Consider the following 17261-nt stretch of genomic DNA (forward strand, 5'->3'; position numbering starts at 1 on the left):
TTAATGACATTTCAATCACTCCATAGGTTCCGCACATTCCATAAGTCAGTTCAAGTAGAATATAATTATATTTAAAGAAAAATACTTCATAGGAGGAATTACATGAATATTTTCAATAAGAAATTTGAACTTATTATTAATTCAGAAAAAGGTAAAGATATCATAAAGGTTAAACCAGGGGAAAATTTATTTAATGTATTAATGGATAACAGAATATTTATAGATAGTCCCTGCAATGGAAAAGGAATTTGTGGAAAATGTAAAGTTAAAGTAGTAAAAGGATTAAAAGAACCTACTCCACTTGATACAAAACATTTAACTAAAGAAGAGTTAGAAAGTGGATTTAGGTTATCCTGTAATTTGACTATAAATGAAGATTTAGAAATAGTACTTTTAGAAAAGAATAAAGATATGGAAGTATTAATAAATGGGACAGAACAGCAATATACTCTAGATACTGTAGTGGAAAAAAAATATTTAGTAATTGAGAAACCATCCATTAATGATCAACGAGATGATTATAGAAGGTTAAGTGATGCTTGTGAAAGTGATGGTTTACTCATTGGGTTACAATATTTACCCCAAATAAGTGATTTGTTAAGAGGAGCTGATTTTAATGTTACCGCATCACTTTATAAGAATCGTCTTTTACATTTAGAAAACGGTAACTGCTTGCAACAAAACTATGGACTGGCTGTAGATATAGGTACAACTACTATAGTAATCTATTTATTAAATCTAAATGATGGGAAAGTAATAGATATAGATTCAAGAGTTAATAACCAGAGAAGCTATGGGGTTGATGTGGTTTCAAGAATAAATTTTACTATTGAGAATCCAAAAGGATTAGGTATATTGAAGGACAATATTGTAAGTCAGCTCAATGATATGATAGAACTGTTATGTAAAAAAAATAACATAAGTGAAGATAACATATATGATATAGTTATTGTTGGAAACACTATTATGATTCATCTACTACTTGGACTTCCATGTGAAAATATAACTAGGTCACCATATATTCCAGTGGTTACAAAGGCACTGGAGCTTGAAGCTAAGGAGATTGGAATTAAGACTAAAGGTATGGTAAGCTTACTTCCTAGTATATCAGCTTTTGTGGGAAGTGATATAACTGCTGGTATATTATCCTGTGGTATGTTAAATTCAGAAAAATACTCATTATTATTAGACCTTGGAACTAATGGAGAAATTGCACTAGGCAATAAAAACGAAGTAGTAACTTGCTCTACGGCTGCTGGACCAGCTTTTGAAGGTACAAATATTAAGTATGGAATAGGTGCCGTAAAAGGAGCTATAAGCAAGGTTGATTTATCAAGGAATAAAATATATGAAACAATAGGAAATGAAAGGCCCTGCGGAATATGCGGTTCAGGAGTGTTGGATGCTGTCGCACAATTTGTGAAGTTTGGAATATTAGATGAAACAGGTAGAATGGTTGGAAAGGACGAAGTGGAAAACGAGGATTATCAGAATAGGATTGTTGATATAGATAATATGAGACAGTTTATGCTAGTACAAAATAGTATACATGAGGAAAGTATTAGCTTTACACAAAAGGATGTACGAGAAGTTCAATTAGCAAAGGCTGCTGTATGTGCTGGCATCAAAATACTTTTAAAAGAAAAGAACATAAACTTTAATGAAATAGAAAAAGTGTACATTGGCGGCGGATTTGGTAATTATATGGATATAGAAAGTTCTGTTGACATAGGCATGATACCCAAAGAGCTCAAGGGTAAAATTGAATCTGTTGGTAACTGTGCAGGGGGTGGAGCTAAATTATATTTGCTATCAAAACGAATAAGAGAGAATGCAGTAGATATTATTAATAAAACGACATATATAGAGTTATCAAAAAGAAAAGATTTTCAAGAATATTTTATAGATTCTATGATACTGGATTAAGGCATTTGAAAGAAAATAGCAAGTCAAAGATGCGACGAATATTTTTTATCAGACAAGGAGGCAGGTTCCTTAGATAGTGAATCCTACCTCTAATTTAAAGCATTTTAACAAGAATAGCGGCCATATCTTTAGGAGAAACAATCATGTCATCTTTCAACCACTGTTGTATTACTCCAATACAGCCTGATATAGCGAAAGGCATAACATAGTGAGCTTCAGCTTCTGAGGATGTAGTATCCAGTGGAATCTGGCAGTGTTTTATAGCATTTTTAAGCTTTTCTATAAAAGCATAGTCCCCATCATGCACAAGAAATATCTTGGACATTTCAGCATTAGTTTGTATGAACTCAAATAGATATATAAAAAAGGATAGTAAGTCATCATAGGTGGTAGCTTTTTTTGAAAATTTGTCATAGGCTTCACTGAAATCATTAATCAGTTCAGTTTCGACTTTATCTACCATATCAAATATATCTTTATAGTAAAGATAAAAAGTTGATCTATTAACATCTGCTAAGTCTGTAAGTTCCTTTACTGTAATATTATTAATCTTCTTTTTAGATATAAGTTTTGTCAAGGCTTGAAGTAGAGCCTTTTTAGTTTTTCTCACACGCCTATCAAGTTTTTTTCCCTCCATAAAAACCCTCCATAAAAAATATTTCAATAGTTATTCAACACATGTCTATTATTATGTTGAATAACCGACAAAAGAGCAATAGATTAATGATTGAAGTTATACAACACACATTTTATAATAAACGCATGTCGATAAAAGTACAAGTGTCTTATTACTGATATTGTTTGTTCCAGTAGTCAATTCACAATTAAGGATAATTCTCTGTTGTCGAAGAAAATCTAAAAATCTACTGAAATTTTGAATTGTGTTTAAGCTAAAGGAGGTATAACATGAGGAAATTTATATATAAATTTGAGCATATTTGTTCAGCAGTAAAAAAATTAAGTAAAAAAAAGAAAATAGTTTGCATTTGCTTGGCTGTTGTGACTATAGCAGCGTTAAGCACATATTCTATAATTAGCGGAAAATCTGATGAGGAAAAAACGTATACGAGGAGTTATCCAGTAAAGACTTTAGAAATTAAGAGTGGGAGTTATCCTATGTCACTGCAATATCAGGGGCTAACTGGAGGTAGTGAAGTTAGAAAATTATCTTTTAAAAGTTCGGCTAAAATTTTAAAAATATATGTATCTAAAGGTCAGCATGTAAAAAAAGGTGATAAGCTGGTAGATCTTGATAAAAGTGATCTTAATTTTGCAGCACAAGCTGCTAAATCTCAAGTTGATGCAGCTTCTGCACAGTATAATAAGGCGGTAAATGGTGCGCAGCAGGAAGATGTAAGTAAAGCACAGATAGCGGTTAAAAATGCACAAGACAGTAATAATTATTATAAAGATTTGTATGATAAGTACTGTAAACTAAGTGATGCAGGGGCCATTTCGAAACAGGAATTAGATGATGTCAAGTTACAATTAGACAATTCCCAGAATGCATTAAATAGTGCAGAGCAGAGTCTTGAACAAGTGCAAAATGGTTCCAGAGATGAAGATAAAAAGTCACTGTTAGCACAATTAAATGAAGCAAAAGCAAATTATGATTCGAAACAAAATTTACTTCAAGATGCCTCTATGGCAGCAGATCAAAATGGATATGTGGTAGATGTACTGGGTAAAGAAGGAGAAATGCAGCAAGCAGGAGACTCAGTAGTTTTGTTTAGAAGTGAAAATGAAGTCATTACAGTTGGACTTTCAGATGATGATGTAAAGGAAGTAAAAGTTGGTACAAATGCAAAGGTCAAGATAGGGGATGACAGTGCAGAAGGGCAAATCATAAATGTAGTTCAAATGGCTGACAGTAAGTCTGGAACATATAGTGCAGAAATTAAACTTTCAAAACCAATAGATAATAAATTTTATGTAGGACAAACAGCAGCAGTTTATATAGATATGGGGGATAAGAATGCAATATCTATTCCAATTAGTTCTGTTTTAAACGATGGTGAAGATTATGTTTATGTGATTGAAAATGGACATGCTGTTAAGAAAAATGTAACTTTAGGTGATACTGATGAAGATAAAGTTTCAGTGGATGGTTTAAAAAATGGAGATGAGCTCGTAGTTGAAGGAATGAAAACTCTAAAATCAGGATATAAAGTTACAGTTAAATAAAAGAAGAGGAGAATATAATATGGGATTAATTAAGGCGGCTATAAAAAATAAAAAGATTGTATTATTCCTGGTGGCTATAGTTATAATTGGTGGTTTTTACTGTTATAGTGGTATTTCAAAACAGGAAACACCTGATGTTGCATCTCCAGCAGCTATGATTACTACGGTTTATCCAGGTGCCTCATCTAGTGATATAGAAAAGTTAGTTACTAAAAAAGTTGAACAGAAAGTTGAAGAAGTTGATGGATGTGATTATGTAGAATCTTATTCAGAAAGTAATGCATCAATAGTTATCATATATTTAAACAATGATGCTGATCAAGATAAAGCATGGAGAGATTTAAGAGACAAGGTAAAGGATTTAAAGTCTGATCTTCCAAATGGATGTAATGATAGTGAAATTAATACTAACCTTGCAGAAACGGCTGGTATCATAATAAGTGTATCAGGCAATAATTATTCTTATCAACAATTGGGAAATTATGCTGATGATATAAAGAAGCAGCTTCGTGATACTAGTGGTATTTCTAGAATAGATGTAGAAGGTAAGCAGGACAGGCAAGTGAAAGTACAGGTAGATTGGAATAAAATAAATAAATATCAAGTATCTGTAGCAGATGTATGTTCTGTATTAAGTGCACAAAATGTAGACATACCATCGGGGTCTTTAAATCTAGTTACAGGTAAAATAAAAGTAAATACACCTGGTATGTTTAGTTCACTGCATGATATAGAAAATACTGTTGTAGGAGTTTCAAGCAGCACTGGTGAGACCGTAAGAATCAAGGATATAGCTAAAGTATATATGGATTATGATGATGATTCAAATTACAAATTTACTGACAATGGTCAAAATGCAGTATTACTTGCGGGATATTTTCAAAAAAATAAAAATATAGTTCCAATAGGAAAAGATATAACAAAAAAATTAGACACGATAAAAAAGCAGATGCCAAAGGATTTAACTATAGATGAGATTACTTTTCAGCCTAAAGATGTAAGCGATTCTGTTTCTTTCTTTATGAAAAATCTCAGAGATGGAATAATACTTGTAATTGTAACTGTCCTTATAGGTATGGGCTTTAGAAATTCAATGGTAGTATCTGCAGTTATACCTATATCAATATGTATGACATTTATCATTATGTATGCACTTGGAATTAAAGTTGAGCAGATGTCAACTACGGCACTTATTATAGCCCTTGGAATACTTGTTGATGATGCCATAGTAATAGGAGATGTCATACAGGTTGGAATAGATGAAGGCATGACAAGGGATGAAGCAGCATTTAATGGTATAAAGAAGCTCTTTGTTCCAGTATTTACATCTACTCTAATTATTGTAGGAGCCTTTTTACCTCTATTATCAATATCAGGAGAAGTAGGTGAGTTTTTAAAAAGCCTGCCGCAGGTTGTTATAATATGTGTAATTTGCTCTTATTTATCTGCGCTGCTTGTAACTCCGGCTATGTCCTCATTGTTTTTTAGAAAAAGCAAGGAAAGTACCAGAAAAAATCCAATTCGTATGATGTTTGAGAACCTTTTAAAATATGGACTTAAACACAAGAAAAGTATTATTGGGGCAGCACTAGCTGTTTTTGCAGTAGCATTAATTTTAATTAATACACTCGGAATGCAGCTTTTTCCATATGTAGATAAGAATGAAGTATATATAGATGTTGCAAATGAGAAGTTTGACGATATAAAAAGTACCAGTAAGCTTGTAAAAAATATAGAAGGCGTATTAAAACAGCAAAAAGAGGTTACAGCTTATACTTCAGCTATAGGTGGTGGCATGCCTCCATTTTATGTAACACTGCCTACAGTTAATCCTTCTAATGATGTAGCTCAAATTATGGTAAAAGTAGATTTGGATAAGACTAAAAAGTTTAAGACAAGACAGGAATTGGTTGAACATATTCAAGAAGAACTGGATAGTAAAATTTCAGGAGGTACAGCTACAGTAAAACAACTTGAAGAAGCAGTACCTATAGGGGCACCAGTGCGCTTGAGAATTACTGGAGATGATTTAGATCAGATTGAGAATGCTTCCGAAAAAATACAGCAGCAATTAAAAAATATACCTGGAACTATGAATATAAGAGATGATGCAGCTAAAAAAAGTTATCAATATGAAATAAATATAGATGAAAATAGGGCATCACAGCTTGGGTTATTGAAATCAGATATTCTGCAGCAGATAAATATTGCACTTAAAGGTTATACAGCTTCTGTTTATAGAAAAAATGGCAGTGAATATGATATCATGGTTAAAACAAATATTTCATCTGTAGGAGACCTTAAAAATTTATATATTGAATCAAGTGTTACCAAGAACAAGGTGCCTTTATATGAAGTAGCATCTATTAAGCTTAACTCAGAGTTGGATGAGATAAAGCATTATAAAGAGGATAGGACTATAACTGTTTATAGTGATGTTAAAAGTGGATATAATTCAGTTGATATAGAAAATGCATTAAAGCAAAAAATAGATGGAATGAATTTAGACCCAGTAAAAGTTATATATGATGGGGAAAAGGCTCAAATAAGTAAGTACTTTACAAGTCTTGGCATAGCAGGTGTACTTATTTTAGCAATAGTATATATACTTTTATTTATTCAATTTAAATCATTTGTACAACCTCTTGTAATAATGTGTGCACTGCCGCTGTCTCTTATAGGAGTGTCAATAGGACTTCACGCTTTTGGAATGGATTTGTCACTTACAGCTTTTATGGGTGTAATAAGTTTAATTGGAGTTGTTATAAGAAATGCCATACTTCTTATTGAATATATAAATAATGGTAGAGAAGATGGGCTTTCTGTAGATGATGCTTGTATGTATGCTGTAAGTCAAAGATTCAGACCTATAATATTAAGTTCTGTAGCGACTATTACAGCACTTATACCACTAGCTTTTTCAGGAAGTGCACTATTTGGTCCTATGTCGGTTGCTATGATGTTTGGTCTTTTAACAGCTACTTTCTTAACATTTATTGTCGTTCCAGTAATTTATTCTTTAGTAAATAATAAACTTGAATGTAGAGTAAAAAAATTATAAAGATTTATTTACATTACATTAGAAAGTTACATATTATATACAAACACATTAAAATGCAAACAAAGAATAACTTAGACTGAAAAATTATTGAGGAAGTGAGTTTGTAATGCTAACACTTAAATGTAATGCAAAATTAGATGGAACATTTAAAGTACGTGCTAAAGTAGGAAACCATGAATATATTATGGACCATTCAATTGAGAATGGTGGAAAGGATGAAGGTGCGATACCAGGTCAAATGCTATTAGTGGCTTTAGCCGGATGCAAGTTAATGGTGATAAGCAGTTATGCTCAGAAAAGGAGAATTACTTTAGAAGAATGTGAAGCTCAAATCACCGGTGATTTTGATGAAGTTGAGAATGGAATAGGTTTAAATATCAAAGTGGATATCTTAGTTAAAACAGACGCAGATGACAAAGAAATTAAAAAGATGAACGATTTTGTTGATAAAAATTGTAGTATTGCAGCCATCTTATCCCAACCTAACATTGTCGAAGGACAAGTAAAAAGAAAAGAATGATATTTTATTAGTAAATAATAGGTTATATTAATCTTTATATATGTTCTGTAAATCATTATAAGTTTATATATTATTTTGAGAATAGAATTATTTTGTATACACACTTATACTTGTAAAAAATATATAAGTGTGTATTAGTATGAGTAAAAATTCTGTAATATTGAACCTGTGAGAAAAAACTATTATAATAAATATACTAATTAGGAAGGGGGTCGTTATAAAAATATGAAATTTAATATGAAATTTATAAAAAAAGATGACATTATAAATGTAATGCTTATTATTTTTGGAAGTTTTTTAGGATGTATTAGTGTCAACATGTTTTTAACTCATGCCCATTTATTAAGTGGTGGTGTTACTGGAATAGCTTTAATAATACAATATTTATTTAAAATACAAGCAGGATATGTTGTACTTATATTAAATATTCCTCTATTTATTTTAAGTATAATAAAATTAAATAAACGATTTACTATCTATTCATTGATAGGCATGTTAACATTTTCAATAGGATTAATACTTACACAACCTATATCAAACATATTACATATTAATGATAATTTACTTTATTGTATTTATGGTGGAGTTTTAAATGGAATAGGATTTGGTATTGTTTTTTCATATCATGGGTCTACAGGTGGTTTGGACATAATAGCTATGCTCATTAGAAAAAAGCATTCTAATTTTGATATAGGAAAAATATCTTTTTATATAAATCTTATTATAGTTTCCATTAGTGCTTTTATATTTGGAATACCCAATGCTCTTTATACGTTAATAGCCATGTATTTAACATCTGCTGTACTCGATAAAGTAGTACAAGGGTTATATAAATCTAAATCGGTAATCATTATTACTGATAAAGAAAGAGATGTTACCAAACATATACTTAAAGACCTTAACCGTGGAGTAACAATGCTCTATGGAGAAGGTGCCTATACTGAAAAACAAAAAAAGATACTCTTTTGTATAATTCCTTTATCTCAATTACCTGAATTAAAAAAGATTGTTACTTCTTGTGATAAAAAAGCTTTTATAAGTATATCTGATGCTTCTGAAATAATGGGAAAAGGATTTAAAAAAGCTATATAAGCACAAGAGAAGGGATTTCTATAATAGTTATGTTATAGAAGTCCTTTTTTAGTATTTGTAAAACTGTAATGGATTTTTTAGGATTAAAAGAGTGAGCTTTGTCAATTACTTTTATGTTGAACAAATAGCAATGTCAAGTGAGAGCATGGGAAAATTAAAAGAAGAAATAGGCAAATTTAAATTATAGAATTAGTACCTTTTTAGAGTAAGATATTAGCATTTTATTACAATATATTTAAAGTTATATAATTAGGGAGGAAATTATTTTATGAAACATAAAGTAATAACTATAATACTTGTACTTATTATAGTGAGCAGTATTGGTTTGATATTAGGATGTGAAAATCGATCTAAGACATCAACTAATAGTACAAGTGGTAATTCGAATATGAAAACTTCAACTGATAAAAATACAGATAAATCAGCTGCTAAGCAAGAGGTTAAGCAGAGGCAGGTTCAGGGAAAAGCAACAGATTTGGGAGCAGGTACATTTACAGTGGGGAAAGATATAGAAGAAGGATTATATGATGTCACTCCAGAAGATGGACAAGGCAATTTTATAATTCAAAATACACAGCAACCAGATTTAACTGTAAATGAGATTTTAGGAAATGTAGGAGATATGGGTATTTCTAAAGCAAGGGTCGAGCTCGTAAAGGATGAACAAATACAATTAGAAGGTATAAACAAAACACATTTTGAACCTGTTACAGCTCTATTTATTACAGAACATAAAGCAACATCACTTTATAGTGGAAGGTGGAGTGTAGGAGAGGATATTGGTAGTGGAAGATATGTAGTGACACCAGTAGTTGGAGAAGGAAATTTTATAGTTTACAGTAAGAATGAAATGCCTAAAGTAAATGAAATTTTAGGAAATTCTGGAGTGAAACAAGTAACTGTAAATTTAGATGATGGAGATATAATTACAATAATGTCATTAAATCAAGTTGATTTTGCACCTCAAAAATAATATAGAAACCCCAACTTAATTTTAAGTTGGGGTTTTGTTTTTGACGTCAAAAATAATTTAGATTTTATAATATGAGTTTAAATTGCAAAATTGCATACTTACAGAAATGTAAGATTCCACATTTTAATTGTAAGAGTCTAGTTATTGTTATAGATTACTTAAAAAAATATAATAGATTAAGAAAACATAAGTATATGTGAGCATATACAAAAAGGCAGGGATATCAAATACTGTATCAGAATTAAGTAATAAATTTAAAGACAACTGTATTTTAAATAAGGATTTATTGGACTATTCAGGTGAAGGCAGTAATGATTTAAATAAACAATTGTATGGTATAGCAGGTGTAATAATAGGTATAATTGTAATAGCAACTATGGCTGTCATATATAATTCTTTTCAGATAAGTGTAATTGAGAGAATGAAGCAATTTGGACTTTTGAGAGCTGTTGGAGCGACACCAGCACAGATTAGAAAAATAGTTTTGAGGGAAGCATCTATAATAAGTGCAATAGGCATTCCACTTGGGATTTTATCTGGAATATTTGCAATGTTTGTAGTGAGTAAGATATTTAGTATAATGTCAGATACAGCGTTTAACAATTTAAAAATAGTAATTCCTTACTATTTGATTATCATAAGTGCATTAGTTGGATTAGCTTCAATATATTTATCTGCATTTATTCCAGCAAGGGCTGCAGCAAAGGTATCACCTTTAGTTGCTATAAGCAGCAGGACATCTATATCAAAGGAAAAGATAAGCAAAAAAAGGGGAAGTATTTTAAAAAGATTTTTGAGCATTGAAAGTTTAATGGCATTTAAAAATATAAAGAGAAATAAGAAAAAATTCAGAGTTACTGTTTTTTCAATGGTAATAAGTATAACACTTTTTATATTCTTTTCATCTTTTATAAATATGATGACAATTTTTACAGATTCACAGTCTGAAGATGCAAAAATGAATTTTGAATTAATTGGTGTGATTGATAAAAATGGAGCAAGCTCCCTTAAAGAAAATATTATAAACAAAGTAAAGCAAAGTAAACTTGTAGATAAACAATATGTATCCTATGGAACTTATTCTTCCAGTATGTTGATTCCAAATGAAAAGAGAAATGATTACTTAGTCAAAAATGTACCTAAGACTTATAGTGATGTGACCTTTGAAAATAAAAAGATGAGTTCTATAACAACATTGTTTGATATTTATGATGAGGACAAGATTAGAAGCATTAAAGGCTATATTAAATCTGGCAAGGTAGATACTTCAAATATGGCTAAGGAAAATGGTGTTGTCATAGTAAAGAATAGTATGTTAACTGTAAATAAAAAATACTATAATGGTTCAATTACTAATTTAAAAGTTGGAGATACTATTTATATTGATAAAAATATGATGTATAAACCAGTACAGGGAGAAGATTATATTGATAAGAACAAAAAGGAAAATGAAGAGTTTAATAAAGACAATATGATAAAGGTAAAAGTAGCAGCAGTAGTAGATGATGCACCATATCAATTTTATCCAGATAATATTAAACTTTTTCATATTATAATGACAAAAGATGTGATGAAGAATATTACTGGTAGAGATTTAAATAAGATGCCTGTTAAAATATCTGAAATACGCTTAAAGGATAAAAAAGATGAGGATAAGTTTAATAGTTTTATTGAACCAATATGTGATAGAGAAGGAGTAAAGGCTGTTGATATATCCAAACAAGCTGAAGCTGCTAGAGGAGATACGCTGCAGCTTATGGTACTTATGTATGGATTTATAGCTATAATTTCTCTAATAGGTGCAGTTAATATAATAAATACTATAACTACCAACCTGATTTTAAGAAAAAAAGAAATAGCATCTTTAAGTGCTATTGGCATGACTTATAAAAATATAAGACAGATGATATTAAAAGAAGGAGTTTTATATGGATTATATGGTGCATTTTATGGCGGTATTGTAGGCAGCCTGTTATCTTATGCAGTGTCATCACCTATGAGAAAAATTATTGATTTTAAGTGGAATATTCCATGGAACTTGATACTTGTGAGCGGATTAGCTGCAATATTTATAGGGTTAATATCTGTAATAAAACCTTTAGCTAGAATTAAAAGGGAAAATATAATAGATGTCATAAGACAAGAAGATTAAGTGTAATATATAATATAGGGTTTCTAGATTAAAAATTGGTTTGATATAGGCTATATGCTGCTAAATTTCACTGAGAATCCCATAAATTAATCTTGTAGAAGGTGGTTATATGAGGTTTGGTTTTATGTTTGTTGCTGGACTTATTTGCGCTGCTATAATTATTATGGTTGTAAAAGATAGAAAGTCAAATAAAAAGTAAAGATAACAAATTGCTTCTCTAATTAAATATACAGTTCCATTGGCTGCGGATTTACAATTTACACGGATAATTATTGATAAGCACCAAATAAAAAAATATTTCATTTGATGCTTATCAATTTTTGTATATAACTAGACAAAAACTTTAGTTAGCGTATAGAATATATTTTAAAGATATATTGTGGGGGTGCTAATTTGAATAAAATATTACTTCTAGAAGATGATGAAGCACTGGCACTTGGAATTGATTTTACTCTTCAAGATGAGGGATATGAAGTGAAAAGGTGTTCCTGTGTTAGTGAATCTAAAAAAATTTTTGACAGTGAAACTTTTGACATTGTTATATTAGATGTGATGTTACCAGATGGAAGTGGATATGATGTATGTAAATATATACGTAAAAAAAGTCAAATTCCAGTAATATTTCTAACTGCTTGTGACGAAGAAGTAAACGTTGTTTTAGGACTTGATATAGGTGCGGACGATTATATAGCAAAGCCATTTAGAGTAAAAGAATTCATTTCTAGAATTAAGGCAATTTTGAGAAGAACGGAAAAAAACAATTCGGATAAGAGTGATATATTAAAATCCGAAAAAATTGTTTTAAATACAACTAAATTAGAAGCCTATAGAAATGGATGTGATATGTCCCTTTCTATGCAGGAGTATAAATTGTTATTACTTTTTATGACTAATCCAAAAAGGGCTATGAATAGAGAAGAAATACTAGACAAGCTTAGCGAAGGAAGTGGAGATTACTTCGATACAAATACGCTTTCCGTATACATAAAGAGGATAAGAGAAAAAATAGAGGATGACTCTTCAAATCCTAAGTATATAAAAACAAAAAGAGGATTTGGATATGAGTGGGATTTGGAAGTTGAAAAGGAGTAGAACATGAGGGAATATTATGAAAATTCGGAACTTAGGAAAAGTTCCTGTATTATATTGATTTTAGCTTTATTGTCAATACTTATAAGTTCTTATACTATTGATAAGAGTTATGAGAAAATAAAGGATAGTTATGTAGATAATAATGCAACTGTTGTTGGTAAAATAGTAAAGACTCATCCTGAATTGAAAAATGAAGTGGTAACTATTATAACGAAAAATAGCAGTGGGGAAGACATAAAAAGTGGAAGAAAAATACTAAAATATTATGGATATAGCACAGAATTGAATATAGGTTTGATGCCTCAATTGGAAAATAACTATAGAAATTTAATTAAATTTTTACTTACTTCTATGGTTTGTTTCTTTGCAATAGTGTTTTTAACAAATGCTATTTTATATATAAGAATATATAAAAAACTTGAAAGACTTATACTAGCGGCAAAAAATATGTTAGATTATAATTTTGACATAAGAATTTATGAAAATGCGGAAGGTACTTTTGCAAAGCTTGCCTATGCTTTTGATAACATGAGGGTGATTTTAAAAAATAATTTTTCACAAATACAGCATGAAAAAGATTTTTTAGTTAACACTCTGTCGGATATATCACATCAAATAAAAACTCCAATTTCGTCCCTTATAATATATAACGATATACTTTTGAATAGAAAGGTAGATGATAATAAGAAAATTGAATTTTTAGAAAATAGTAAAAATCAATTAAATAGAATTGAATGGCTTGTGAAAAGTTTACTCCAACTTGCAAAATTAGATGCAGGTGCAATAAAGTTTAAAATGATAAGTTTAGATATAAATAAAACTGTAATGGAATCTTTAAAATTTTTAGGTATAAAAGCAGAAAGTAAGAATGTTAAACTCAAATTTTATCCTGGTAGGGATAAAATTATGTTAAAGCATGATCATAATTGGATAAGTGAAGCAATTGTAAATGTGATTAAGAATGCAATTGAACACACGAAGTCTGGTGGGGAAGTTGATGTGTTTACTGAAGTAAGTCAGGTTTGCACTAGGATCATAGTTAAAGACAATGGAGAAGGAATACCGGAAGAAGAACTTAAACATGTTTTTGAAAGATTTTATAAAGGAAAGACTAATAAAAGTACTGAATCCATTGGAATTGGCTTGGCACTTTCAAAATCCATAATCGATGGAAACGGTGGTATGATTGATGTAAAAAGTAAGGTAGGTAAGGAAACTGTTTTTACTGTTACTTTTTTAAATACAAATTAATAAGATGAATTATTTAAATTTCTTGATAATTATATGTAGAATTTGTATAATATATATTATAAAGTATTGTTCACGTTAACAATAATACCATATAAATATTAAGTAAATTTCGAAATATAGTCATAAAATGATGTTCACGTTAACAATAAAGCAAAATGGAGATGGTAAAATTGCCAATTAATGAAAAGCAAGCTGCAAGTGTAGAAGAGGTGTTATGGAAAGGTCATACAGCTGTTAAATTTTCCGCAGGGGGCTATGAAGCACTTATAGTACCTGATGTAGGAGCTAATGTTATAGAACTTAAAAATACTTTGAAGAATATAAGCATACTTAGAAGCCCTAATGAAGATTTAGATTTTGAAGCATTTAAAGAAAGACCTCAAATATATGGATTTCCAGTATTATTTCCTCCAAACAGAATAGAAGATGGAACCTTTAAAGTAGGGGATAAAGTATATAAGTTCCCTATAAATGAACCTAAACGCAATAACTATATACATGGATTTATAAAAAGTGAAAAATGGCAAATAACTAAAAAAGAAGTTATTTCTAAGGATGAAGTTCAAGTAGAAGCTGTTTTTAACTTTACAAAAGAACATGACTTCTATAAGTATTTACCTCATGAATTTAGATTTAAGTTATCTTATAATCTCTCATGTAAAGGATTAAAACAAACTGCTAGTGTGACAAATTTAAGTGATGAGAAGATGCCTATAGGAATAGGATATCATACAGCTTTTAATGTACCGTTTGATGAGAACGGCAATGATGAAGATTTTAGAGTTATGGCCTCGGTAGACAAAAGGTGGGAGCAGAATGAGAGAAATTTACCTACAGGTAAGATTTTAAAGCTTACAGAAGAAGAAAAAAAATTATTAGATGGAGGAATGGAAGTATCAGGGCATCCTATAGAAACTCATTATATGTTAAAAAATATGAATTTGGATGGAAAAGAGTTTAGAGGAGCAGTAATTGAGGACAAGTCTAATAAATTGAGAGTTATATATGAAATGGGAGCGGATTATAAACATCTTGTAATATGGAATGATACTGGAAATAAACATTTTGTATGTATAGAACCTCAAACCTGGGTTATAAATGCGCCTAATGTTAAAATGTCTGATGACATAACTGGATTTAAGACGTTACTGCCAAGGAAAACCTGGAGTGAAAAAATAAGAATATATGTGGAAATGTAAAATAAATATTTTTGCACACGTTAACAGAAAACCATTGCATTTTTTATCCAAAAGAATTATAATATAAATAATCAAGAATGTTCACGTGAACATATTCGAAACAAAATAGAGTAGGTGATTATTGTAATGAAGAAATTTATGGATGAAAATTTTTTATTAACCAACCCAACTGCAATAAATTTGTATAATAACTATGCAAAGGACATGCCTATAATTGACTATCATTGTCATCTAAGTCCTAAAGAAATTTATGAAGACAAGAGATTTAAAAACATAACAGAAGTATGGTTATATGGTGATCATTATAAGTGGAGAGCCATGAGAAGTAATGGTATAGATGAAAAATACATTACTGGAGATTCTACTGATTATGAAAAATTCATGGTTTGGGCGAAAACGTTACAAGTATCTATAGGAAATCCACTTTATCATTGGACTCACCTGGAACTTCAAAGATTTTTTGGAATATATGATGTTTTAAATGAAAAAACTGCTCCTGAAATCTGGAAAAGGGCAAATGAAATACTAAAAGATAAGGATTTTAGTGCAAGAGGTCTTATTAAGAGATCAAATGTCAAGGTTGTATGTACAACAGATGATCCTGCAGATTCTTTAGAGTATCACATAAAGCTTAAAGAATGCAGTGATTTTGACGTAAAGGTTTTGCCAGCATTTAGGCCAGATAAAGCTGTTAAAATAGATGAAGAAACATTTGTGCCATGGATTAAGAAATTAGAAAAAGTGTATGGAAAATCTGTAAATACATTGGATGCACTTTTAGAAGCTTTGAAAGAAAGAGTTGAATTTTTTGAATCTTTAGGATGTAAAGTATCAGATCATGCTATAGACAGCGTGGTATATAAAGAAGCATCTAAAGATGAAGTTGACAGGGTATTAAAAAAAGCATTAAAAGGTGAAAATTTAACTTTGGATGAAGTAAGTGAATATAAGACTTGTGTATTGAAATTTTTAGGAAAACTTTATTCGAAACATGGATGGGTAATGCAGCTCCATATTGCAGCACTTAGAAATAACAATACTAAGATGTTTAAAAAACTGGGACCTGATACTGGATTTGATTCTACAAATGACGAAGGTATTGCATATCCTCTTGCAAGATTTTTGGATTCACTTGAAGTTGAAGATTCTCTTCCAAAGACAATTTTATACAGCTTAAATCCAAAGGACAACTATGTTCTTGGAAGTATGCTTGGAAATTTCCAAGGTACAACTGTTCCAGGAAAAATACAATTTGGAGCAGCTTGGTGGTTTAATGACAATAAAGATGGAATGATTGAACAAATGAAAGCTTTAGCAAATCTAGGACTTTTAAGCCGATTTGTAGGAATGTTAACTGACTCCAGAAGTTTCTTATCCTATACGAGACATGAGTATTTTAGAAGAATACTTTGCAACATGATAGGAGAATGGGTTGAAAATGGAGAGTTCCCAAATGATATGAACAATCTAGGACAAATAGTAAAAGACATATGCTATAATAATGCAGAAAAATATTTTGAAATGTAAAAATTGAAAAATCCCTTATTTATCCGATGACTACCTGCGTTGATACTCCCATGCACACAGTGAAAGCGATTATCACCAAATCAAAGATTTGGGATATCTGCTTCGCCAATTGGGATTAAAGGGCAGCTACGTCACTGGATAACGATTTCTAAGTAAAAGTTAATATATTATCTGGATGCTTTGAAACCCTTAGATAGACTAAATATTCTTGATTATAAGTCTAAATAAAAATTAAAAAATCTGAAAATTTTCAAAAGTGTTTTTATTAGGTATATATGAAATAC

12 protein-coding genes are annotated in these 17261 nt (G+C 30.2%); 11 read left to right on the plus strand and 1 reads right to left on the minus strand.

The genetic code is table 11. From position 1 onward, the window contains the following. Positions 1-102: 102 nt before the first annotated feature. Positions 103-1926: an ASKHA domain-containing protein gene (locus WY13_RS15965; RefSeq protein WP_063556585.1), complete on the plus strand. Its 1824-nt coding sequence runs from the start codon at positions 103-105 to the stop codon at positions 1924-1926. A 94-nt stretch (positions 1927-2020) separates the two neighbouring features. On the opposite strand, the gene WY13_RS15970 is transcribed toward WY13_RS15965, so the two are convergent. Beyond that, entirely contained in the window at positions 2021-2563 is a 543-nt protein-coding gene (locus WY13_RS15970; protein ID WP_063556586.1) for a TetR/AcrR family transcriptional regulator, read from the minus strand. Positions 2564-2832: 269 nt separating this feature from the next. Between WY13_RS15970 and WY13_RS15975 the strand changes: the two genes are divergently transcribed. From WY13_RS15975 to uxaC, 10 genes are all read left to right on the plus strand, one after another. Further along, positions 2833-4110 carry an efflux RND transporter periplasmic adaptor subunit gene (locus tag WY13_RS15975; protein WP_156499069.1) on the plus strand — a complete coding sequence of 426 codons (1278 nt, stop codon included), beginning with the start codon at positions 2833-2835 and terminating at the stop codon, positions 4108-4110. A gap of 19 nt (positions 4111-4129) precedes the next feature. Beyond that, the gene (locus WY13_RS15980; RefSeq protein ID WP_063556587.1) at positions 4130-7171 is read left to right on the plus strand and encodes an efflux RND transporter permease subunit; all 3042 of its coding nucleotides are present in this window, start codon (positions 4130-4132) and stop codon (positions 7169-7171) included. A 106-nt stretch (positions 7172-7277) separates the two neighbouring features. After that, a complete protein-coding gene (locus WY13_RS15985; RefSeq protein WP_063556588.1) occupies positions 7278-7691 on the plus strand; it encodes an OsmC family protein in 414 nt (137 codons plus the stop codon). 225 nt (positions 7692-7916) lie between these two features. After that, entirely contained in the window at positions 7917-8783 is an 867-nt protein-coding gene (locus WY13_RS15990; RefSeq protein ID WP_063556589.1) for a YitT family protein, read from the plus strand. Between the two features lie 268 nt (positions 8784-9051). Further along, positions 9052-9756 carry a hypothetical protein gene (locus WY13_RS15995; protein ID WP_063556590.1) on the plus strand — a complete coding sequence of 235 codons (705 nt, stop codon included), beginning with the start codon at positions 9052-9054 and terminating at the stop codon, positions 9754-9756. Positions 9757-9952: 196 nt separating this feature from the next. After that, entirely contained in the window at positions 9953-11908 is a 1956-nt protein-coding gene (locus WY13_RS16000; protein ID WP_063556591.1) for an ABC transporter permease, read from the plus strand. A gap of 393 nt (positions 11909-12301) precedes the next feature. After that, on the plus strand, positions 12302-13000 hold the full coding sequence (locus WY13_RS16005; protein WP_063556592.1) for a response regulator transcription factor: 699 nt from the start codon (positions 12302-12304) through the stop codon (positions 12998-13000). Between the two features lie 3 nt (positions 13001-13003). Next, positions 13004-14251 carry a sensor histidine kinase gene (locus WY13_RS16010; protein WP_063556593.1) on the plus strand — a complete coding sequence of 416 codons (1248 nt, stop codon included), beginning with the start codon at positions 13004-13006 and terminating at the stop codon, positions 14249-14251. A 161-nt stretch (positions 14252-14412) separates the two neighbouring features. After that, positions 14413-15450 carry an aldose 1-epimerase gene (locus tag WY13_RS16015; RefSeq protein ID WP_063556594.1) on the plus strand — a complete coding sequence of 346 codons (1038 nt, stop codon included), beginning with the start codon at positions 14413-14415 and terminating at the stop codon, positions 15448-15450. A gap of 126 nt (positions 15451-15576) precedes the next feature. Further along, positions 15577-16977, plus strand: a complete 1401-nt coding sequence (gene uxaC, locus WY13_RS16020; protein WP_063556595.1) for a glucuronate isomerase — start codon at positions 15577-15579, stop codon at positions 16975-16977. Positions 16978-17261 lie beyond the last annotated feature (284 nt).

Source organism: Clostridium ljungdahlii (assembly GCF_001636845.1).
Classification (GTDB): domain Bacteria; phylum Bacillota; class Clostridia; order Clostridiales; family Clostridiaceae; genus Clostridium_B; species Clostridium_B ljungdahlii_A.